Origin of the sequence: Caballeronia sordidicola, assembly GCF_001544455.2 — a bacterium.
Taxonomy (GTDB): Bacteria; Pseudomonadota; Gammaproteobacteria; order Burkholderiales; family Burkholderiaceae; genus Caballeronia; species Caballeronia sordidicola.
The window spans coordinates 123,817-143,712 of sequence record NZ_FCOC02000009.1 but is presented as its reverse complement, the minus strand read 5'-3'; the positions used below and the strand labels follow the sequence as shown (position 1 = coordinate 143,712).

The following is a 19,896-nucleotide window of genomic DNA, read 5'->3' as shown; positions in this document are numbered from 1 at the left end:
GCGGCGCGTCAAGCTGCCTTGGGCGGTTCGCCTGCGCGGTGTTTTTCCTGGAAGACGCGCGCGGCGGACCGTACATCCAGGGCAAAGATGCCCTAGGCCGCCGACCGGTCCATCGTGATGCTTTTCGCGCGCTTCTGGAGTTCCGTCAGCAGGCGTCGCACCCTTTGCTGCTGGACGACCAGCAGGTTGCTTTCATCGACAAGCGCCTGGATACGGCTTTGCCAGTAATCAGGGTCCATGCCGTGCACGGCGCCAGCCGGGCTGTTTTTCACGATCGTGCGGATCATGCGCTCCAGATGGTCGAGTCGCTGATCGGCTAAACTTGCCGGCAGCAGATTTTCGGTTCCGGGCCGCGGCGTTTTCTTCTGGGCGTTCATACCAATACCTCGTCGACCTTTACCGGCCGCACCGTTTCTAACGGGGCCGTGATAGTGCCTTGTTCGATTATTGCGCGGCGCCGCCGAGCGATTCGTGCAGCGCGCGCCCAGCGGTCGACGAAAAATGGAGACCGCTGCGCGATTTTTAGCGCGAACCTACGATTCCCACGCTTGCCGCCGTAAACGCTTGGGTCGGCGCGAGATGGGGAGATGGAAGGTGATTCAATAACTCAACCATAGCGCGGCGGTTTTGCTCCGCTTTACCCCACGTCTCAGTTTTCAAAATTAAATTGGCGACGCCCCGGCGTGCGCCTATTTTTGATTCACCAGGACCCGCCCAGGCGCTCAACGCACATGTCATCGCCCTTCCTTCCAGACGACGCGCTTTCTGCCGGCATTACCCGCAACACGTTCAGTACGCACGGCGTGGCGAGGACCGGCCAGTTGCTCGCATGGCGGGAACGGGTCGGGCACGTGGTGGACGTGCCGCCCGCAAAGTCGCAACTCGCCGATGGTTTTCGCGGTCGTATCGATAAATACGTGGCCGGCGACATCGTCTTTACCGATTCACGCACGGACGCGCTCACGCTTGAGCGCTCGGTGGCGAGAGTTTCCGCCGACATGCGTCGCGACTACGTGTTCCATCTGTTCGTGGAAGGCGGCGTGGGCCAGGTTTCGGGCACGCCCACCAAACGCAGCGCGGCGAATTCATCGGGCGGAATGATTGCGTTCGATCTGGATCAGCCGTTTCGCGTCGAGCGTCCCGCTTGCCATGTGCTGACACTTTTTGCGCCGAAAGCAGTGGTGGACGCGGCGTTTCCCGGAGCGGACTCAATCCACGGCCGCATCGTGGAGCAAGGCTCGCCGCTGACCCAGCTCGTTTTCGACCACGCCAACGCGCTCGCGCGCCATCTGCCGCGCATGAGCGCCGTGCAGGCGCAGGGCGAGCTAGACGCCGCCACGCAACTGCTGATTGCCGCGTTTCGCAAGCAGGTGCGTCTCTCCGGCGACGCTCGCGCGGCGGTCCAGGTCGCTGTGCTGAACCAAGTGCGCAGATACATTGAGGCAAACCTGCATCAGCCGGAGCTGTCGCCGTCGAGCGTGGTCGAAGCGCTGCAACTCAAGCGCGCGACGATTTATCGATGGTTCGAGCATGAAGGCGGCCTGGGCGCGTACATCCGCAACCGGCGCTTGCGGGAAGCGGCCGGCGAACTGGTGCGCTTTCCCAACCTGCAAGTCATCGATATTGCCTACGGGCTGGGTTTCAGGAGCGCGTCGGATTTCACGCGCGCGTTCCGGCGCGCTTACGGCATGAGTCCGCAGGATGCGCGCGTGCGCGCCTTCGAGTTGCAGCGCGCGGGCACACCCGGCGTGTTGTCGCCGTACGGGCCGGGCGGAAAATAACTCAGCGCGAGATCAACGCGCGGGCGCTGGAAAGCGCCACAGCGCGAACAGCGTGATGCATGTCGCGGCGACCAGATACCACGCGGGCATCATCGGATTGCGGGTCGCGGCGATCAGCCACGTCACGATAAGCGGCGAAAATCCGCCGAAGAGTGTCACGCCGAAGCTGTACATCATCGAAAGCGCGGCGGCGCGGTGCGAAGGCGCAAACGCTTCCAGCATCATGACCGTGCTCGCGCCCGCGTTGTTGAGCGCCAGAGCCACGTACGCCAGGATGATCGCGGTTGCGGCTGCGTCGCTCACGCCCGTCTTGAGCGCGAGAAACGTGGGATACGTCAGCACGAGGCAGATCGCGAGCATCAGGTACTGAATCGGCTTGCGGCTCGCCTGCCGGTCGGCCATGCGCGCGACGAGCGGATTGACGACCAGGATCACGAGGCCGGAGAGACTGGCGATCAGGAGGCTGATCGCAGCCGGCCGGTGCAGCGTGCGCACCAGATAGCTCGGCATATAAAACACGGTGATATAGATGCCAACCGACGGCGCGGCCATCATCAGCGTGCCGCAGCAGAGCGTGCGCGCGTGTTGCCTGAAGATGGTGGTGAAACGCGGCCGTTCGGGCGCGTTGATGGTGACGGATGGCATGCGCCGCCGCAAATACCATCCCACCGGACCGATGAAACCGCCGAGCACGAAGGGAATGCGCCAGCCCCAGTCGTGCATGGCTTCGGGTGAAAGCAGCGCGGTGGTGATCGCGCCGACCAGCGCGGCCGCGAACGCCGCCGCGCCCTGGCTCGCGCCGCGCCAGCTTGTCAGATAACAGCGCCGGTCGTGCGGCACGGATTCCATCAGCACCGCCGACGCCGGGCCGATCTCCCCGCCCGCGGCGAGCCCTTGCATCAGCCGCGCGATCACCATCAGCCACGTTGCAGTGACGCCAATGGACGCGACAGTCGGCAGGCACGCGATCAGCCATGTGCCGAGCGTCATGAGCGTGATCGACCACGTCATGGCAGTTTTGCGCCCGCGCGTGCCTGCCACATGGCCAATAAACATCGCGCCGAGCGGACGCATGACAAAACCCGCGCCAAACGTTCCCAGCGAAAGCAGGAGCGAGGAGAGCGGATTATTGGACGGAAAGAACAGCCGGCCGATAATCAGCGCCGAAAAGCTGTAGACCGTAAAGTCATAGGCAACGAACGCGTTGCCTATGATCGTCGCGACGACAATGCCCCCGGGCTTCGTGCCGGAAGGCTGCGTTGATTCGTTACCTGCTGGTTGCATGCGCGCGGTGCTTTGTGTGTCTGAACGTCAACGCGCGATGATAAGCGGGTTTTCGCACGAGCACCCGCGCGATAAAAAATTCAACCATTCAGGCTAACGGTTTCGCGAGGTTGTCGAATTCCGCGAGCCATGACGTGCGCCACGTTTCGCGCGTGGCTGGGTCGATCCACGCGCCGTCGATGCCATTGATCATGAAGCCGCGCAGATCATCCAGACCAAAACCGAAGTGGCTGAACATCAGTTCCCAGGCTTCGCTCGGATTTACCTTGTGCAGCGTGGGATCGTCGGTATTCGGATGAATCTTCAGGCCCAGTTCCGGCATCCGGCGAATCGGATGCCGCTCGGCCCAGTGCTCCGGCGGCAATGTGCGCAAATAGTACGAGTTGGTCGGCACCACGGTGAAGACAATGCCGCTCGCGGCGTACTTCGCCGCGAGCGCGGGATTATCGACAATCGTATAGCCGTGATCCAGCCGGTCCACTTTCAATAACTCGATAGCCGTTTCCACGTTGCGCCACGGCATGCCGAATTCGCCCGCGTGCGCGGTCGTCCGGAACCCCGCTTCGCGCGCATTGCGATACGCCTTCCAGAACAATTCCGGCGGCCGGTCGTTCTCGCGATAATCAATGCCGATGCCGGCGACTTCATCGGCGCAATGCGCTTTCATCCATTCGACCAACGCCACTGCTTCGTCCGGATCGGCTTCGCGGTCAATGCTCGGAATCAGCCGGGCCGACATGCCGAAGTCGCGCGACGCGTCGCGGATCGCCTGGACAATGCCCGCCTGCGCATCGCCGTATTCAATTTTCGATACACGCACCGTTCCTGTCGGATTCCAGAAAAACTCGGCATGGCGCACGTTATGGGCGGCGGCGTCCTCGAGATATTCATACGTGATCCGATGCAGGTCGTCCGGGCCCGTTAGAAGGTATTCGTCGAGCGCACGCAGCACGCGCAACACGCCGACAGGCTTGTCGCCGCGCGTATAAAACGCATCGATTTCGGCGCGCTCGATCGGCGCACGGCTCTTTTGCGCGAGCGCCACGAACGTCTCGTGGCGGACCGCGCCCAACAGATGGCAATGCAGTTCGGCCTTCGGAATCGCCTTGAAAAATGCGCGGTGCGCATCCGTGATTTCTATTCCCGTGCGTGAAGCCGGCACGTTGCCGTATGTCTCGTTCGTTTCTTTCATGGTTCCCGGTACTAGCGGTGATGCGAAAATTAATGATGCTTGACTACGGTCCAGAAGTAATACCCAAGCGGAATGGCCAGCACGACGAGACCCCACGGCACTTCCTTGAAGCGTCCGGCGAGCAGTTTCACGATCACGAAGCACAGCAGGCCGCCCGCAATGCCCGTGCCGAAACTGTTCGACATCAGCGTGAGCAGGACCATGGAAAGGACCGGGAAAGCGTCGGTGAAATCATCGAAATGCGCGTGGCGGATGGTGCTGAACATCGACAGGCCAATCAGGATCAGCGCGGGCGCCGTGGCTTCTTTCGGGATCGCGAGCGCGACCGGCACGAACAGCAGCATCAGCGCGAACATGGCCGCGGCCGCGAGCGACGAAAACCCGCTGCGCCCGCCCGCTTCCACGCCCGCCGCGGATTCGACCAGCGCGGTCAAGGCCGGAATGCCGAGCACGGGACCGAGCGTGGCCGCGATCGAATCGACCAGGAATGGGCGATTGATGTTCGGCAGGTTGGCGTTTTCATCGAGAAGATTGGCTTTTGCGCCGACCGCGAGCGTCGTGCCGAGGGTCGAGAAAAACTCGGCGGCGAAGAACACGAACAAATACGGAATGGCCGCGACCGTCAGCGCGCCCGGAATGTCCAGCTTGAACGCGACCGGCATGATGTCGTGCGGCAGGGAGATCATGGTCGACGGCAGATGCGTGACGCCGAGCGGCACGCCCGCAGCCGCGGCAATCAGGATTGCCCAGAGAATCGCGCCGGGGATTTTCCGGCCCTGCAGCACCACGGCGGCCGCCAGTCCGATCAACGCCACAATTGTGCCGGGACGCGAAAAGTCGCCGAGCGCGAGCGCATTGGTCCTGGCGTTCGCGATCACCATGCCCGCGTTGCGAAATCCCAGCACCGCGATAAACAGCCCGATCGATGCACCCAGCCCCAGCTTGATCTGCTGTGGAATCAACCGCACGACAAGGCTTCGTGCCCCGACCAGCGTGAGAATCAGGAACAGCAGTCCGGAGACGAATGCAATGCCCAGTCCGGTTTGCCACGCGACATGTTCCGTGGCGGCAAGCGTCACGCCGAGGATCACGGACCCTCCAATGCCCGGCCCGACAATGAATGGCAGGTTCGTATAAAGCCCCATCAGGACCGTGCTCAGGACGAACACGATGATGGTCGAGGTCGTCGCCGCGCCGCGATCCATGCCGCCGGTGGCAAGCAATGACGGAATCACCACGAGCAGATACGCCGCCGCCAGGAACGACGTGATGCCCGCGAGCGTCTCGACGCGCACGCTGGTCTTGCGCTCGCTCAACGCAAAGCGGCGATCCAGCCAGCCGCCCGGCTTGTGGGTTACGGTTGCATCGGGAGAAGCCATCGAAGATTCCTTGTTCACTATTTTTTCCTTGAGCGCGGGCCGGCGCACACGCGTTTTATACTGCGGCGCATCTATCCAACTGGTAGCGCTTCATGTCCGATCGTTCAGGCCCGTTGCCCGCGCTGACCTTGCGGCAAGTGCAGTACTTCGTCGCGCTCGCGCATGCGCGCAGCTTCACGCAAGCCGCACAGTCGCTCTCGCTCACGCAACCCGCGCTGACCGCCGCGATCCGTCAGATCGAATTCCTGCTCGGCGGCCCGCTGTTCCTGCGCTCCGCGCATCGCCTGACGCTCACCGACGCGGGCGCGAGCATCCTGCCGCTCGCCGAGCGCTTGCTGAACCACGCGCGCGGCACGTTCGACGACATGGCGAGCACGTTCCTCGAACGGCTGCAGACCGTGCGCATTGCGATGATTCCGTCGGTGGCGGGACGCTTGCTGCCCGTGCTCAACGCCTTTCGCGAACAGCGGCCCGCGCTGCGCTTCACGCTTACCGACTTGCCGAACACGGCGCTGATCGACGCCGTGCGCGACGGCGTGGCGGATATCGGCGTTGGCGTGCACGAGCCGGAAGCGAACCACGAAGCCCTGCGTTTCAGGGATGTCTTCGAGGACGAGATCGTAGTCGTCGTGCGGCGTGACGACCCGCTCGCGAAGCTCAAGACCGTGCCGTGGAAAAAGCTCGTGGGCCGCGATCTTGCCGTGTTCGTGCGCGGCAGCGTGAGCGATACCTTGCATAGAACCAGCGGCGACGAAAAGCTGCGTCTCTCGGTGACCTACACCATGGAATACACCGAGCCGCTGTATGCGTTGGCGCGCAACGGGCTCGCGATCGCGGTCATGCCGAGTCTTTACACCCTGCATCTGCACGACCCCGAACTGATCGCGCTGCGACTCGATAAACCTCGCGTCACCCGCGCCATTGCGCTGATTTCCCTGGCAGGCGTCGACCGCGGCCCGCACGTAAAAGCGTGTTGGGACTTTGTCGCCGCGCACATTTAAGCTCCGCGCGGCTCAAGGCAGCGTCGCAATGCTGGCGCGCAGCGCAGCGTAGAACGCGTCGGCATCGACATCCGTGATCCACGTCGCGTTGGGCGTCCGCCCGCTATGTCCTGACCAGTCGACGATCGTTTCACCCAGCGTCCATTGGCCGGTTGTTTCGACCACCACGTTCACCAGCTTGCCTTTGAACAGGCTCGGATCGACCAGATAACCTGCGGCGGTGGGATCGTACATCGGCGCTTCTTCCACGCCCCGGCGGCCTTTCTGGTACTTCACTTCGGCCGCCATGATGTCCGCGACAATCGCGCCGCAGCGGTTGCCAATCGCGCGGATCGGCGCAATGCGAGCCGGCGTGATCGGCGCTTTCACGGCGACATCGCGCGGCAGCACGACAATCGGAACGCCGCTCGAGAACACGATGCTCGCCGCTTGCGGATCGACATACACGTTGAATTCGGCGGCCGGCGTGATGTTGCCGCGCTCGAAGAACGCGCCGCCCATCAGCACGATTTCGCGTAGCGCGTCGCGGATTTCGGGCGCTTCGGTCAGCGCGGTCGCAATGTTCGTGAGCGGTCCGATCGCGCACAGCGTGACGCTTTTCGGCGGCGCGGCTTTCAAGGTATCGATGAGATACGCCACCGCGTGCTGGCCGCCAAGCGCGCCGAGCGGCTCGTGCAGTTCGACGCCTTCCAGCCCGGTCTTGCCGTGCACGTTCGCGGCGGTAATCAGTTCGCGCATGAGCGGACGCGGGCAGCCCGCATAGACGGGCAGTGTTTTCGTGGCGCCCGCCCAGTCGCGGATGATGCGCGCGTTGCGCTCCGTCAGGTTCAGCGGCACATTGCCCGCCACGGCGGTCAACGCGCGCACGTCGAGCCGGTCGCGCGCGCCGAGCGCGAACAGGATGGCGATGGCGTCGTCCTGACCCGGATCGCAGTCGATGATCACCGTGCGGCGCTCGCCCGCCGCATGCGCGAGCGGGTTGAACAAAGCTGAAGCGCTCAGCGCAGCCGATGCCTTCAGGAAACTGCGTCGGGTAAAACTCGAAGTCTGGCTCATGTTCAGAATACGTGGCGCATGCCGAGGGTGGCGACCAGTTGGCGCGTGGTCGTGGAGCGCGCGAAGGCGAAGATCTGCGCGTGCTGCGCGTCCCCGGCGGCTTGCTGGCCGATCACGGTCAATGCCACGTCCGTGCGCTTCGAGAGGAAATAGTCGGCCTGCAAGTTGACCTGATGCCACGCGGGCTTCTGGTTGATGACGTCGTACTTGCCGTCCGTGTAGCCGTACGCCGCGCCGAGGAACAGCGAAGGCGTCATGGTGTACACCACGTTCACGCCGAAGTTCTGCAAGTGCAGGTGCGAGTTGTCGAGGTAATCGTAATGGACATCGGTGAAAAGCGCTGCGAACTGGGCCTTGCCGATTGTGTAGAAACCACCCGTGCCGGCAATGCGCTGCTTCTTCGCGAACACCGAGGGATTGGTCGCGCTTTTATCGAAGATCAGGATGGGCGACGAATAATCGTTCGAGATCGCGCCGTCGGAATTCGTGCTGCTGAACGGATGGTTGTATTGCGCGTAGACCGCACTCCAGCGCAGCGGACCATGCTCGTAACCAATGCCGAAGCTGTAGGCGTTGTTGTCGCCGAAACCGGTTGAATTGCTGAAGCCGTAAATGGCCGTTGCCTTCAGCCCGCGATAATCGGGGCTCACGTACTTCACCGAATTCTGGATGCGGATGTCGTTGTAGCCGTTGTCGTTATCGCCAATATTCACGCCGTTGCTCGCAATGATCACCGGGCCAATGTAGTCGTGAATGGCGTCGTACTGGCGGCCGAGGGTCAGCGTGCCGTACTTTTTATCCGATAGACCCACGGCGGCGAGGCGGCCGAACTCGCGGCCATTTTGCGCGGCCGTGCCGGTCATGATGTTGAAGCCGTTTTCGAGCTGGAAGACCGCGCTCAAGCCGCCGCCCAGGTCCTCACGCCCCTTCAGGCCCCAGCGCGGATTCTGGTTCGTGCCGCTCAGCGCCTGATACGCGTTGTGTCCGCCCTGGTTCGTCGCGAAGCCGATTCCCCCTGAAATCAGGCCGTAGAGCGTGACGCTGCTTTGCGCATACGACGTGGCGGTGAACGCGCCGAGCATTGCGAGAGGAGCAAGCTTGAGTAGTTTCATGGTGGTCCGATGAGCGTGTGAAATGTGTTCGTCGCGCCTTTTTGGGTTCGTGGCGCGTGGCGAGTGCATCGGACTGTACAAAGCTGAAAACCATAAAAATAATTATGAATTTTTATGATCCCATCAAATGGATTTATACGAGGGGCGTGACGCATCCGCTTAGGCGGTGCGTTTTAGATCTTCAGAGGCGCGCGGGTCTATGTGCCGCAGGTGTCATGCAAGGCGGCGTTGCGGGCTCGATCATCCCGGCAACGTCCCGCCTTCAGAAATCGGCTTCACGGTTGTCATGGTCCGCTCGGCGAGCACCGCGTCGCGCTTCGCCATCAAATGTGCGCGCATGATTTCGGCCATGCGCTTTCCATCGCGTGATTCGAGGGCTGCGATCATGGCTTCATGATCGCGGATCGCGCTGTCCCACTTCGTGGTCTGGAAATTCGAGCGGAATCGCAGCGCCTGCAACCGCCGGTTCACCGATACATACGTCTGCCGCAACGCGGAGTTCCGCGCGGCGTTGTTGATCTTGTCGTGGATAGCCTGATTGCGGCTGTAGTACCCGGAAAGATCGTTCTGCTCGCGGCAGGCGAGCATGGCGTAGTGCAACGCCTTGATGTCGCTGAGTTCGGCAGGCGTGATGCGCTCGCACGCGAGTTCCCCCGAAAACGCTTCGAGTCCGCCCATCAGTTCGAACGTCTCGCGAATCTCCGCGTCGCTCATCTGTGAAACCGATGCACCCCGGTTCGGCAGGATGTCGATCAAACCCTCCGACGCAAGGACCTTCAACGCCTCGCGCAACGGCGTGCGCGAAATGCCGAGCGTCTCGCACAGCGTGCGCTCGTTCAACTTCATGCCCGGCGCAAGCAGCCCTTCCACGATGAAATTGCGCAGGTGATCGACCACCGTGTCGTGCAGACGTTGCCGCTCGACTTTGGGAAGCGTGAATTCGCGATCCGCGACACGATCATTTTGCATGCAATACCTCTAGTCATTCTGTTGACGCGATTTTACCGCGCCGCTCCCAGAAAACCCTAGGGACGGGTTTTCACCTAAGAAAAACAAGCATTTATCGCTTTCAGTCGATGCAACGCTGCGTTAGAGTATTTTGCATGCAAAATTCAAAGGACGCATCATGTTGAAGCTCGATTTCCATCCCGCCGGTCGCCATTTCCTGCAGATTCCTGGGCCGAGCCCCGTGCCCGACCGCATCCTGCGCGCGATGAGTTATCCGACCATCGACCATCGCGGGCCGGAATTCGGTGCGCTCGGGCTGAAGGTGCTCGACGGCATCAAGGCGATCTTCAAGACCGCGCAACCCGTGGTGATCTATCCCGCGTCGGGCACGGGCGCATGGGAGGCGGCGCTGTGCAATACCCTCAGCCCCGGCGACACGGTGCTGATGTTCGAGACCGGCCATTTCGCGACGCTCTGGAAAAAAATGGCCGAGAACCTCGGACTCAAGCCGGAGTTTCTCGGTTTGCCCGGCATTGAAGGTTGGCGGCGCGGCGTGCAGGCCGACATGATCGAAGCCCGTTTGCGCGAAGACACGCAGCGCGTGATCAAGGCGGTCTGCGTTGTGCACAACGAGACATCGACGGGCGTCACGTCGGACATCGCGGCGGTGCGCCGGGCGATCGACGCGGCGGGCCACCCGGCGCTGTTTCTCGTCGATACGATTTCCGGGCTCGCTTCAGCGGATTACCGGCATGACGAATGGGGCGTGGACGTCACCGTGTCCGGCTCGCAAAAAGGGTTGATGCTGCCGCCGGGGATCAGCTTCAACGCGGTATCGAAGAAGGCGATCGAGGCGGGCAAGACGGCCACGCTGCCGCGCGCGTTCTGGGCGTGGGATGAAATCATCGAGATGAACAAGAGTGGTTACTGGCCGTACACGCCGAATACGAACTTATTATATGGCTTGTCGGAAGCGCTCGAGATGATCGGCGACGAAGGCCTCGACAACGTCTTTGCGCGTCACCAGCGGCTGGCGGCGGCGTGCCGCGCGGCGGTGAACGCGTGGGGCCTCGAGATCCAGTGCGCCGATCCGGCTGTGTATTCGCCGGTGCTGACGGGCGTGATGACGCCTGAAGGCGTGGACGCCGACGCGGTCCGCAAGCTGATCTACGAGAAGTTCGACATGTCGCTGGGTACGGGACTCGGAAAGCTGAAGGGCCGCATGTTTCGCATCGGGCACCTTGGCGACTGCAACGACCTCACATTGATGGCGACGCTTTCAGGCTGCGAGATGGGTCTCAAGCTGGCAGGCGTGAAACTCGCGGCAAGCGGCGTGCTCGCGGCAATGGACTACCTGACGAACAACGCCGCGGCGCCCGCCTTGAAAGCGGCTGCCTGAGAATACGCCAGAGCGATGCTGACCCGATCCCCCGAAGCACTCGTCCAGCCGATCCACCTGATGCCGGAATCGGCCAGGGCCACGCTTTCTCCGCTCGCCGCGCGATTGCGCCGCGAGCTGAAAGGCGACGTGCTGTTCGACCGCGCGGCGCGCGGCCGTTATGCGACCGATGCATCGATCTATCAGATCATGCCGATGGGCGTTGTCGTGCCACGCGACCAGGCCGACTTGCTGCTCGCGCTGGACATAGCGCGCGACGCCCGTGCGCCCGTGCTCGCACGCGGCGCGGGAACGAGCCAGTGCGGGCAGACGATTGGTGAAGCGCTGATTATCGATACAAGCAAGTGGCTCAACAACATTGTCGATTTCGACGCCGAAGCGCGCACCGTGACAGTGGAACCGGGCGTGGTGCTGGATCATCTGAACGCGTGGCTCAAACCACATGGCTTGTGGTTTCCCGTGGATGTATCGACAAGTGCGCAGTGCACGATCGGCGGCATGGCGGGCAACAATTCGTGTGGCTCCCGTTCCATGGAATACGGGATCATGGTGCACAACGTTGCGTCCATCGACGCCGTGCTGGCTGACGGTCATCAAGCGGCGTTCGGCGCTTTGAGCGCGATGTCCCCGGATGCGCGCATGCGCTCCCTGATTGAAGACATACAACGCATCGCACAACGCGAACGCGATGAAATCCGCGAGCAGGTGCCGAAGGTGTTGAGGCGCGTGGCGGGCTACAACATCGATCTCTTCGATTGCCAAAGCCCGTTGCCCTTCAGCGCCAATGGCGAACCGAACCTCGCGCATCTGCTGGTTGGCTCGGAAGGCACGCTCGCGTTCAGCCGGCGGCTCACGTTGAAGCTCTGGCCGCTCCCGGAACACAAGACGCTGGGCGTCGTGAACTTCCCGACGTTCTACGACGCAATGGACATGACGCAGCACATCGTCAAGCTGGGTCCGGTTGCGGTGGAACTCGTCGATCGCACCATGATCGATCTTTCGATGTCCAATCCGGCGTTTCGGCCGGTCATTGAAAAGGCGCTGGTGGGTCAGCCGCAAGCGGTGTTGCTGGTCGAGTTTGCAGGCGCCGATAAAGCCGTGCAACTCGCCAAGCTTGCGCAGCTTGTTGAACTGATGGGCGATCTCGGCTTGCCCGGTTCAGTTGTCGAGATGCCCGAGGCCGCGCAGCAAAAGGCCCTGTGGGAAGTGCGCAAGGCCGGGCTCAATATCATGATGAGCATGAAGGGCGACGGCAAGCCGGTTTCGTTCATTGAAGATTGCGCGGTGCCGCTCGAGCATCTCGCGCAGTACACGACACGTCTTACCGAGGTCTTTCACAAGCACCATACCGAAGGCACGTGGTACGCCCATGCGAGCGTGGGCACGCTGCACGTGCGGCCGATTCTGGACATGCGCCGCGACGGCGCGCAAAAGATGCGCGCGATCGCGGAAGAAGCGTCGGCGCTGGTGCGCGAATACAAGGGCGCTTATTCGGGCGAACACGGCGACGGTTTGTGTCGTGGCGAATGGGTCGCATGGCAGTACGGACCCCGAATCAATGAGGCGTTCCGCGAGATCAAGACGTTATTCGATCCCGAGAATCGCATGAGTCCGGATCGCATCGTGAACCCGCCGAAGATGGACGACGCGAGCAACTTCCGTTTCCCGCCGTCGTACCGTGAACGGGCGCTCAAGACGCAACTCGACTGGTCGCAATGGAACGTGACGCGTGATCCGCTGACCGGCGACGAAACGCCGGAGGGTACTGGCGACGACCGCACCGGCGGTCTCGCGAAAGCGGTCGAGATGTGCAACAACAATGGCCATTGCCGCAAGTTCGATGCAGGCACGATGTGCCCGAGTTATCGGATCACAAAGGACGAGCAGCATGTGACGCGTGGCCGCGCGAATACGTTGCGGCTCGCGATCAGCGGGCAACTCGGCGACGAAGGGCTCGCAAGCCAGGACGTGAAAGACGTGCTGGATCTGTGTGTGTCGTGCAAGGGCTGCAAGCGCGATTGCCCGACGGGCGTCGACATGGCGAAGATCAAGATCGAGGCGCGCGCTGCGTGGACCGCGAAGAACGGACTGCGCTTGCGCGATCGGCTGGTGGGATTCATGCCGCGGTATGCGCCTTATGCGAGCCGCGTGCCTTCGTTGTTCGGTTCGGTGGAACGTCTGCCGCGGGTCGCCGGCTGGCTCAAGACGCGTCTTGGCCTTGCGCCTGAACGCGCGTTCCCGAAGTTCGTTGCAGCGTTTTTATCGACGGCTGAACAGCCTTTGCCGCCCTCGGTCAATGGCAAGGAAGTGCTGCTGTTCGTCGATACGTTCAACAACTACATGGAGCCGGACAATGCACGCGCGGCCAAGCAGGTGCTGGAGGCCGCGGGTTATACCGTCCATCTGAACCTGAAAGACGGCGAACGTCCACTGTGTTGCGGACGCACGTTTTTGTCGGCGGGAAAAGTCGATGAAGCGAAAGCCGAAGCGCGCCGCACGCTCGATACGCTGCGGCCGTTCATTGAACGCGGCGTGCCTGTCGTGGGTCTCGAACCTTCGTGCCTGCTGTCATTTCGCGATGAATTCCTCGACTATGGCTATGGCGAGGAAGCGCGCAAGCTCGCGCAGACATCGTTTCTGTTCGAAGAATTCCTGGTGAAGGAAAAACAGGCGGGGCGCTTGCGGCTTTCGTTGAAATCGATCGCCAATCCAAAGGCGCTCGTGCACGGCCACTGTCATCAAAAAGCATTCGATGTATTTCGCCCGGTTCAGGCCGTGCTTGGCTGGATTCCTTCGCTGGAGGTGCAGGTGATCGAATCGTCGTGTTGTGGAATGGCCGGCAGTTTTGGCTATGAAGCTGAACACTATGCGGCGTCCAAAGCGATGGCCGAGTTGTCGCTGCTGCCTGCCATACGCAAGGCGGCAGGCGCGCTGATTGTTGCCGACGGCACCAGTTGCCGCCATCAAATAGCCGACGGAACGAATGCGAAGGCAATGCACGTTGCCCGCGTTCTTGCGTCCGCGCTAAAGAATTCTTGAAAGCCGGAATCGCTTCGTACACATAGCGGACGTATTCAGAAGTTCGCGCACTGGAGACAAGCATGACACGACCGCGCAAGCCCAGGATTCGCAGCACCGCTGCCATACCCAACCACTAAGGCTTTTCGAAGTTCCGGATGCAGTTCGCTTCAGGCGCTCCAGGGCGTCGCGATGAAGCACGCACTAATCAAGGAGACGATGATGTTCCGTCGAGCTACGACGCGCGTTTTGCTACTGCTGTGCGCCATGTATTTCATCACGTATGTCGACCGAGTCAATGTCAGCACCGCAGCCTCGCAGTTCGGCGCGGAACTGCATTTGTCGCATACGCAAATTGGTTTTGTTTTCTCTGCATTCGCTTATCCGTATCTCGTGTTCCAGATCATCGGCGGATGGGTTGGCGACAGGTTCGGGCCGCGTCGGACACTCGCTGTATGCGCCGTGATCTGGGCGGGCGCAACGGTCATGACGGGACTGTCCGGCGGGTTCATATCACTGATCATTGCGCGCTTGCTGCTTGGACTGGGCGAAGGTGCGACGTTCCCGACCGCCACGCGCGCCATGTCGAACTGGATGCCCGCCGATAAACGCGGCTTTGCCCAAGGCGTCACGCACGCGGCATCGCGCATTGGCAACGCCGTTGCGCCGCCGTTGATCGTGTGGCTGATGATTGCGACAAGCTGGCGCGGCGCGTTCATTGTGACGGGGATCGTGAGCTTTCTTTGGGCGGTCGTGTGGATCTTCTATTTCCGCGATAACCCGCGCGAACATAGCGCCATCACCGACGCCGAGTGCGAGACGCTTTCATCGTTCTCCGGCGTGAAGCAGAGAACGCCCGTGCCGTGGCGTGCGTTGCTCGGACGCATGGCGCCGGTCACGGCCGTCTACTTCTGCTATGGCTGGGTGTTGTGGCTCTTCCTTGGATGGATTCCGCAGTACTTCCTTCACAACTACCACATGCAGTTGGGCAAGTCCGCGCTCTTTGCTTCAGGCGTTTTCTTTGCGGGCGTGCTGGGCGACTGGCTGGGTGGATCGGTGACGGATCGCATCTTGCGGCGCAGTAAGAACCTTCGCCTCGCGCGCAACGTGATGGTCGGCGTGTGCATGTTGCTGACGCTGCTCTCGCTTGCGCCAATCATGCTCGTGTCCAACATGTCGATCACGTTGGCGGCGCTGTGCCTGAGCGGCGGCTTCTTCTTCAACGAAATGACGATCGGACCGATGTGGGCCGTGCCCATGGATATCGCGCCGAAACATGCGGGCACTGCCAGCGGCATCATGAATTCAGGTTCGGCGTTGGCCGCGATCATCAGCCCGGTTGCAGGCGGATTTCTTATCGACCGGACGGGGAACTGGAACCTGCCGTTCACGGTATCCATGATCCTGATGGCGGTTGGCATCGTGCTCTCGTTCACCATGCGGCCGGACCGGATGCTCGCGGACGTACCCGCCGCAGGCGAGAACGCCGAGCCGCTGCGCAAGTTCGTATAAGAGGAGACGACGTGACTGACGCTTCCATTCGAGTCGAGCGTGAGGAGACCATCGCTACGGTTGTCATCGACCGGCCAGCGAAACTCAACGCGATGACCAAGCCGCTCTGGCAAGCGCTGGGCGAAACCATCGACACGCTTTCCGCCGATGACGCCCTGCGCTGCATCGTCCTTCGCGGCGCGGGAGAAAAAGCGTTCTCGCCGGGCAACGACATAGCGGAGTTTCGCACCGACCGGTCCAACGTGGAACAGGCGCGTGCGTATGGCGCGATCATGCATCGCACGCTGGCGTCGCTCGATGCGTGCCGCCATCCGATCGTCGCGATGATTCGCGGAATATGCGTGGGCGGTGGACTTGAAATTGCCGCAATGTGCGACCTGCGCATTTGCGGCGAATCGAGCCGCTTCGGTGTGCCAATCAAGAACCTGGGCCTCGTGATGGCGCATGCGGAACTGGACGCGCTCGTGCAGCTTGCCGGCCGCGCCGTGGCGCTGGAGATATTGCTCGAGGGCCGTATCTTCGATGCAGAAGAGGCATTCGCGAAAGGCCTCGTCACCCGAATCGTTCCCGACGATCAGGTGACAAACGAGACGCTGGCAACCGCACGCCGTATTGCCGATGGTGCTCCGCTTGTCGCGCGCTGGCACAAGCAGTTCGTCAAGCGCGCAATGAACCCGGCGCCGCTCACCGACGCAGAACGCGATGAAGGTTTCGCGTGCTTTGGCACGGAAGATTTCCGCACCGGCTATCAGGCCTTCCTCGACAAGGTCAAACCGGAATTCAAGGGGCGTTGATATGGCAGAACACGAAACATCCGATAGTAAAAGCCCGGGACCGCTCGCCGGCATGCGTGTGATCGAACTCGCGCACATCATGTCCGGACCCATTTGCGGCATGATGCTCGCCGACATGGGCGCGGACGTCATCAAGGTCGAAAAGATTCCCGGCGGCGACGATTGCCGCCGCTTCGCGCCTATTCTGGAGGGCGGTGAATCGGCGTCGTTCATGATCGTGAACCGCAACAAACGCGGTGTCGCGATCAACCTGAAAACCGATGGCGGACGTGAAGTACTGCGCAAGATGCTTGCTACGGCCGACGTGGTCACGGAGAACTATCGGCGCGGCACGATGGAAAAACTTGGCATGGGTTACGAGGCGCTAAAGGCTGACAATCCCGGGCTGATCTATTGCGCGATATCGGGCTTCGGGCGCAGCGGTCCGATGGCCGATAAAGGCGGCTTCGACCTCATCGCGCAAGGCATGAGCGGTTTGATGAGCATGACTGGCGAACCGGGACAGGCGCCGATCAAGGCCGGTTCGCCCGTGACCGACATCAATGCGGGCATTCTCGCGGCGCTTGGCATTTGCGCGGCGTATGCGGGCAAGCAGAGAACTGGCCTGGGGCAGATGGTCGACACATCGCTGTTCGAAGCGGGTTTGCAGCAGATGTATTGGGCCTTCGCCAACTATTTTGCCGACGGCACCGTGTTGCCGAAAGCAGGCTCGGCGAATCCGACGAGCGCGCCTTATCAGGCGTTTCGCACGAGCGATGGCTGGGTGAATATCGGTGCGGCGAACCAGAGCAACTACGAGCGCCTGGTCGGCGCGCTGGATATTCCGGGCCTGGCTGACGACGAGCGTTTCAAGACCAATGCCGGGCGCATGAAGCATCGCGGCGTGCTGGTGGAGATCCTGACGAACCGGCTGATCGAGCGGACAACAAGCGAATGGCTCGCGATGTTCGATGCAATCGGCTTGCCGTCGGGTCCGGTGCTTGGTGTGCCGGAAGCGGTCGCGCACGAGCAGGCGCTGGCGCGCGGGATGATCGTGGAAACGACGCATCCGCTAGCAGGACGAATGCGCGGCCTGGGTCTGCCAATTCATTTCTCCGATGGCCGCACGCAATCCCCCGTGCCCGCGCCGCTTTTGGGGCAACATACGTGGGAAGTGCTGCGCGAATATGGTTTCTCCGATGAACGCATCAGTGCGCTGAAGGACGAGGGCGCGATTCTAGGCAGCGATATAACGGCCTGAGCGCGGCAAAACCCTAAAACGACAACGGATTGACGCCAGCCGACACAGCGGGCCGGCTGAGCGAATACGCGGTTCTGTTCGCGAATTCCCGGTGCTAAGCTATGCGGTGTTCAAAGCCGCCGTTTTACCCGGGAAACGTGAACCTCATGCCTCTTTCGATCGCGCAAAGCAAAGCCGTGCCGCTGCGCAGCGTCACGCAGATTCTCGCCGCCATGCTTTGCTTTGCGTTGGTCGATGCTCTCGCGAAGTCGCTCAGCCTTCGCTATCCAGCGAACGAAGTAACCTTCTTCCGGATGGTTTTCGGCCTGCTGCCCGCTATCGTCATAAGCCTTCAAAGCAGCAAACCGCTGGCGCGACGCTTGATGAACCTTGACATCAAGGCGCAGACGCTGCGGGCGATCACCTTGCTTTGCGCGCTTGGACTTTTCTTTGCCGGCTTGCCTTACGTGCCGTTGAGCGAGGCCGTTGCCATCGTCTATTCGGAGACGATTTTCGTGATCGCGCTGGCCCCCTTGCTGCTTAAGGAAACGTTGAGGCGGCGCGATGCGGGCGCGGCGGCCATCGGCTTTATTGGCGTGTTGCTGGTCGTGCGTCCGAGCAGCGATCAGACGAGTTGCTTGGTCCGTTGCTGTTGATTCTCAGCGCGATATTCGGCGCGTTGTCGATCTTGCAGATCAAGCGGCTTCGCGCAAGCGATGACTCCGGCGTCACCGTGCTTTACTTCACTTTGATTGGCGCGGTGGTCAGCGGCTTCTCGCTGATGTTCGCCTGGACGCCGCCCACGCTGGATTCGCTCGCAATTCTGGCGCTGGTCGGCGTCCTCGCCGGCACGGGTCAATTGCTGATGACCATGGCTTTCCGCCAAGCCGATGCCAGCGCGCTCGCGCCGTATAACTACACGAGCATTGTGTGGGCCGCGATCTTTGGCTACGTGGCGTGGGGCGAGACCATAGGCATGGTGTCGCTTGCCGGTATTGTGCTGATTGTAGGGAGTTCCATAATGGTTGCTATCCGGCGCCAGCAGGCCGATGGTCCCATTGTTTAAAGCAATTTAAATCAGTCCCTCCGCGGCCATCGCGTCGAGACAATCCTCCGGGCCGCCTACGACAATACGTGCTGAACACGCAAGCATGAGATTGAACTTCAAGCCGAAATCCTCGACCACAAAGCCGTTGGCGCAATAAGAAGCGCCGCCGTCTTTTTTAACCGATACACGCTCGATCAGCGTGCGGTTATCGCCGGTGTAAGCCCATATTGGTTTGCCTAGCGCGGCGGCAAATCCCGCCTCGAACGCGGTGCCGCTGTCCGGCTCTCCAGCGCCGCGGAAGTCGTTGAGATTCGCCATGACAATATCCGCCGAACGGATCGCTTCCATATTTGCGCGGCAAATCCATTGCGCCTTGCCGAGATGATCCAGCTCGCCGGGAACCTGCCCGTCAAGCGGATACAAGCCTATCGTCCCGCGCGACTGGCACATCGCCTTGAGCGTCTCGCCGTGACTCATGGCGTCGGAACGGAAAACGTCGAAACCGGCAAGATAGATGCGCGGCGTCGCCGCTGCCAGCTCGATAGGCAGCGGTGCGGGCGCAAAGTGCCCCTCGCGCACTTTGCGCCGGACCCGGTTCAACTGTTTGTGAACCGATGCCACGAGCTTGCCCGTGCGCATCGCAATCTCCTCGACGCTCAGGCCTTGGTCGACCAGTTCGACTAACGACAGTTGTTTTTTGGTGGGGCCGCGCATTGTTCTCCTCAGCACCGCATGGGGCAAGCAATTCCTGACAGGGGCGTTAGTAGAAACGCGAAGCTTTCGTGAGTCAAGCCATACCAGCGTGGCTGGCGGAATTGGACGTGCATATTAACGGCTCAAGATTATCGCATTCACGCCGATAACCCCGATAACGCGTAATCGAATCTAGACACGATCCTGTCTCGAAGAAGACGGCCCGGTTAAAATCCGCCGAGCCAGGTTAGAGGCGATTCACCACTGATTCACTTGGCTTGACTGGTTATCGGGTGTTAAGCAAGCTTAGAATACGTGCATGCGCGGGCCATGTTTTGCGGCAGCCCGGCACATGTCAACGGGGCAGTTCGGGGATTAATAAAGACCGCCTGCGTTATTTGTTTGATAGACAGATATTGAACACACCGATTGAGTCCATGGCAGGCAGAAGCTGCGATGC

The 19,896-nt window shown here is 61.4% G+C and carries 15 protein-coding genes and 1 pseudogene; 8 read left to right on the top strand and 8 right to left on the bottom strand.

Translation table 11 applies throughout. The features are described from left to right. Positions 1 to 92: 92 nt before the first annotated feature. The gene (locus AWB64_RS16340; protein ID WP_060856471.1) at positions 93 to 377 is read right to left on the bottom strand and encodes a hypothetical protein; all 285 of its coding nucleotides are present in this window, start codon (positions 375 to 377) and stop codon (positions 93 to 95) included. Positions 378 to 731: 354 nt separating this feature from the next. Between AWB64_RS16340 and AWB64_RS16335 the strand changes: the two genes are divergently transcribed. Continuing rightward, positions 732 to 1,781, top strand: coding sequence for an AraC family transcriptional regulator (locus tag AWB64_RS16335; protein ID WP_060856470.1), 1,050 nt, complete (start codon positions 732 to 734; stop codon positions 1,779 to 1,781). A gap of 12 nt (positions 1,782 to 1,793) precedes the next feature. On the opposite strand, the gene AWB64_RS16330 is transcribed toward AWB64_RS16335, so the two are convergent. The 3 genes from AWB64_RS16330 to AWB64_RS16320 form a co-directional block, all read right to left on the bottom strand. Then, positions 1,794 to 3,065, bottom strand: a complete 1,272-nt coding sequence (locus AWB64_RS16330; RefSeq protein ID WP_060856469.1) for an MFS transporter — start codon at positions 3,063 to 3,065, stop codon at positions 1,794 to 1,796. Positions 3,066 to 3,153: 88 nt separating this feature from the next. Continuing rightward, a complete protein-coding gene (locus AWB64_RS16325; RefSeq protein ID WP_060856468.1) occupies positions 3,154 to 4,257 on the bottom strand; it encodes an adenosine deaminase family protein in 1,104 nt (367 codons plus the stop codon). A gap of 29 nt (positions 4,258 to 4,286) precedes the next feature. Beyond that, complete coding sequence (locus tag AWB64_RS16320; protein WP_060856467.1) at positions 4,287 to 5,636, bottom strand: NCS2 family permease; 1,350 nt, start codon at positions 5,634 to 5,636, stop codon at positions 4,287 to 4,289. Positions 5,637 to 5,728: 92 nt separating this feature from the next. On the opposite strand from AWB64_RS16320, the gene AWB64_RS16315 reads away from it, so the two are divergent. After that, the gene (locus tag AWB64_RS16315) at positions 5,729 to 6,637 is read left to right on the top strand and encodes a LysR family transcriptional regulator (protein WP_060856466.1); all 909 of its coding nucleotides are present in this window, start codon (positions 5,729 to 5,731) and stop codon (positions 6,635 to 6,637) included. Between the two features lie 12 nt (positions 6,638 to 6,649). Here AWB64_RS16315 and AWB64_RS16310 read toward each other — a convergent pair whose 3' ends face one another. The 3 genes from AWB64_RS16310 to AWB64_RS16300 all read right to left on the bottom strand — a co-directional run bounded on the left by AWB64_RS16310 (position 6,650) and on the right by AWB64_RS16300 (position 9,774). Then, positions 6,650 to 7,693, bottom strand: a complete 1,044-nt coding sequence (locus AWB64_RS16310; protein ID WP_060856465.1) for a nucleoside hydrolase — start codon at positions 7,691 to 7,693, stop codon at positions 6,650 to 6,652. Between the two features lie 2 nt (positions 7,694 to 7,695). Beyond that, the gene (locus AWB64_RS16305) at positions 7,696 to 8,805 is read right to left on the bottom strand and encodes a porin (protein ID WP_060856464.1); all 1,110 of its coding nucleotides are present in this window, start codon (positions 8,803 to 8,805) and stop codon (positions 7,696 to 7,698) included. Positions 8,806 to 9,045: 240 nt separating this feature from the next. After that, positions 9,046 to 9,774, bottom strand: a complete 729-nt coding sequence (locus AWB64_RS16300) for a GntR family transcriptional regulator (RefSeq protein WP_060856463.1) — start codon at positions 9,772 to 9,774, stop codon at positions 9,046 to 9,048. A gap of 157 nt (positions 9,775 to 9,931) precedes the next feature. Between AWB64_RS16300 and AWB64_RS16295 the strand changes: the two genes are divergently transcribed. From AWB64_RS16295 to AWB64_RS16270, 6 genes and pseudogenes are all read left to right on the top strand, one after another. Further along, positions 9,932 to 11,152 (top strand): pyridoxal-phosphate-dependent aminotransferase family protein, encoded by a 1,221-nt coding sequence (locus tag AWB64_RS16295; protein WP_060856462.1) that lies wholly within the window; start codon positions 9,932 to 9,934, stop codon positions 11,150 to 11,152. A gap of 15 nt (positions 11,153 to 11,167) precedes the next feature. Beyond that, positions 11,168 to 14,191 (top strand): FAD-binding and (Fe-S)-binding domain-containing protein, encoded by a 3,024-nt coding sequence (locus AWB64_RS16290; RefSeq protein ID WP_060856461.1) that lies wholly within the window; start codon positions 11,168 to 11,170, stop codon positions 14,189 to 14,191. Between the two features lie 198 nt (positions 14,192 to 14,389). Then, on the top strand, positions 14,390 to 15,682 hold the full coding sequence (locus tag AWB64_RS16285) for an MFS transporter (RefSeq protein ID WP_060856460.1): 1,293 nt from the start codon (positions 14,390 to 14,392) through the stop codon (positions 15,680 to 15,682). A gap of 11 nt (positions 15,683 to 15,693) precedes the next feature. Continuing rightward, positions 15,694 to 16,476 (top strand): enoyl-CoA hydratase/isomerase family protein, encoded by a 783-nt coding sequence (locus tag AWB64_RS16280; RefSeq protein ID WP_060856459.1) that lies wholly within the window; start codon positions 15,694 to 15,696, stop codon positions 16,474 to 16,476. A gap of 1 nt (position 16,477) precedes the next feature. Continuing rightward, positions 16,478 to 17,716 carry a CaiB/BaiF CoA transferase family protein gene (locus AWB64_RS16275; protein ID WP_244164088.1) on the top strand — a complete coding sequence of 413 codons (1,239 nt, stop codon included), beginning with the start codon at positions 16,478 to 16,480 and terminating at the stop codon, positions 17,714 to 17,716. Positions 17,717 to 17,862: 146 nt separating this feature from the next. Then, positions 17,863 to 18,761: pseudogene (locus AWB64_RS16270) on the top strand (DMT family transporter). Positions 18,762 to 18,767: 6 nt separating this feature from the next. Here the strand turns inward: AWB64_RS16270 and AWB64_RS16265 are convergent. Further along, complete coding sequence (locus AWB64_RS16265) at positions 18,768 to 19,457, bottom strand: nucleoside 2-deoxyribosyltransferase (RefSeq protein WP_341845223.1); 690 nt, start codon at positions 19,455 to 19,457, stop codon at positions 18,768 to 18,770. Between the last annotated feature and the right edge of the window lie 439 nt (positions 19,458 to 19,896).

What these genes read in the sequence shown, in the direction of transcription:
- AWB64_RS16290 (WP_060856461.1), top strand. Translation starts at nt 11,168, where the DNA reads ATGCTGACCCGATCCCCCGAAGCACTCGTCCAGCCGATCCACCTGATG.
- AWB64_RS16275 (WP_244164088.1), top strand. Translation starts at nt 16,478, where the DNA reads ATGGCAGAACACGAAACATCCGATAGTAAAAGCCCGGGACCGCTCGCC.
- AWB64_RS16335 (WP_060856470.1), top strand. Translation starts at nt 732, where the DNA reads ATGTCATCGCCCTTCCTTCCAGACGACGCGCTTTCTGCCGGCATTACC.
- AWB64_RS16310 (WP_060856465.1), bottom strand. Translation starts at nt 7,693, where the DNA reads ATGAGCCAGACTTCGAGTTTTACCCGACGCAGTTTCCTGAAGGCATCG.
- AWB64_RS16320 (WP_060856467.1), bottom strand. Translation starts at nt 5,636, where the DNA reads ATGGCTTCTCCCGATGCAACCGTAACCCACAAGCCGGGCGGCTGGCTG.
- AWB64_RS16325 (WP_060856468.1), bottom strand. Translation starts at nt 4,257, where the DNA reads ATGAAAGAAACGAACGAGACATACGGCAACGTGCCGGCTTCACGCACG.
- AWB64_RS16330 (WP_060856469.1), bottom strand. Translation starts at nt 3,065, where the DNA reads ATGCAACCAGCAGGTAACGAATCAACGCAGCCTTCCGGCACGAAGCCC.
- AWB64_RS16285 (WP_060856460.1), top strand. Translation starts at nt 14,390, where the DNA reads ATGATGTTCCGTCGAGCTACGACGCGCGTTTTGCTACTGCTGTGCGCC.
- AWB64_RS16300 (WP_060856463.1), bottom strand. Translation starts at nt 9,774, where the DNA reads ATGCAAAATGATCGTGTCGCGGATCGCGAATTCACGCTTCCCAAAGTC.
- AWB64_RS16305 (WP_060856464.1), bottom strand. Translation starts at nt 8,805, where the DNA reads ATGAAACTACTCAAGCTTGCTCCTCTCGCAATGCTCGGCGCGTTCACC.
- AWB64_RS16340 (WP_060856471.1), bottom strand. Translation starts at nt 377, where the DNA reads ATGAACGCCCAGAAGAAAACGCCGCGGCCCGGAACCGAAAATCTGCTG.
- AWB64_RS16315 (WP_060856466.1), top strand. Translation starts at nt 5,729, where the DNA reads ATGTCCGATCGTTCAGGCCCGTTGCCCGCGCTGACCTTGCGGCAAGTG.
- AWB64_RS16295 (WP_060856462.1), top strand. Translation starts at nt 9,932, where the DNA reads ATGTTGAAGCTCGATTTCCATCCCGCCGGTCGCCATTTCCTGCAGATT.
- AWB64_RS16265 (WP_341845223.1), bottom strand. Translation starts at nt 19,457, where the DNA reads ATGCGCGGCCCCACCAAAAAACAACTGTCGTTAGTCGAACTGGTCGAC.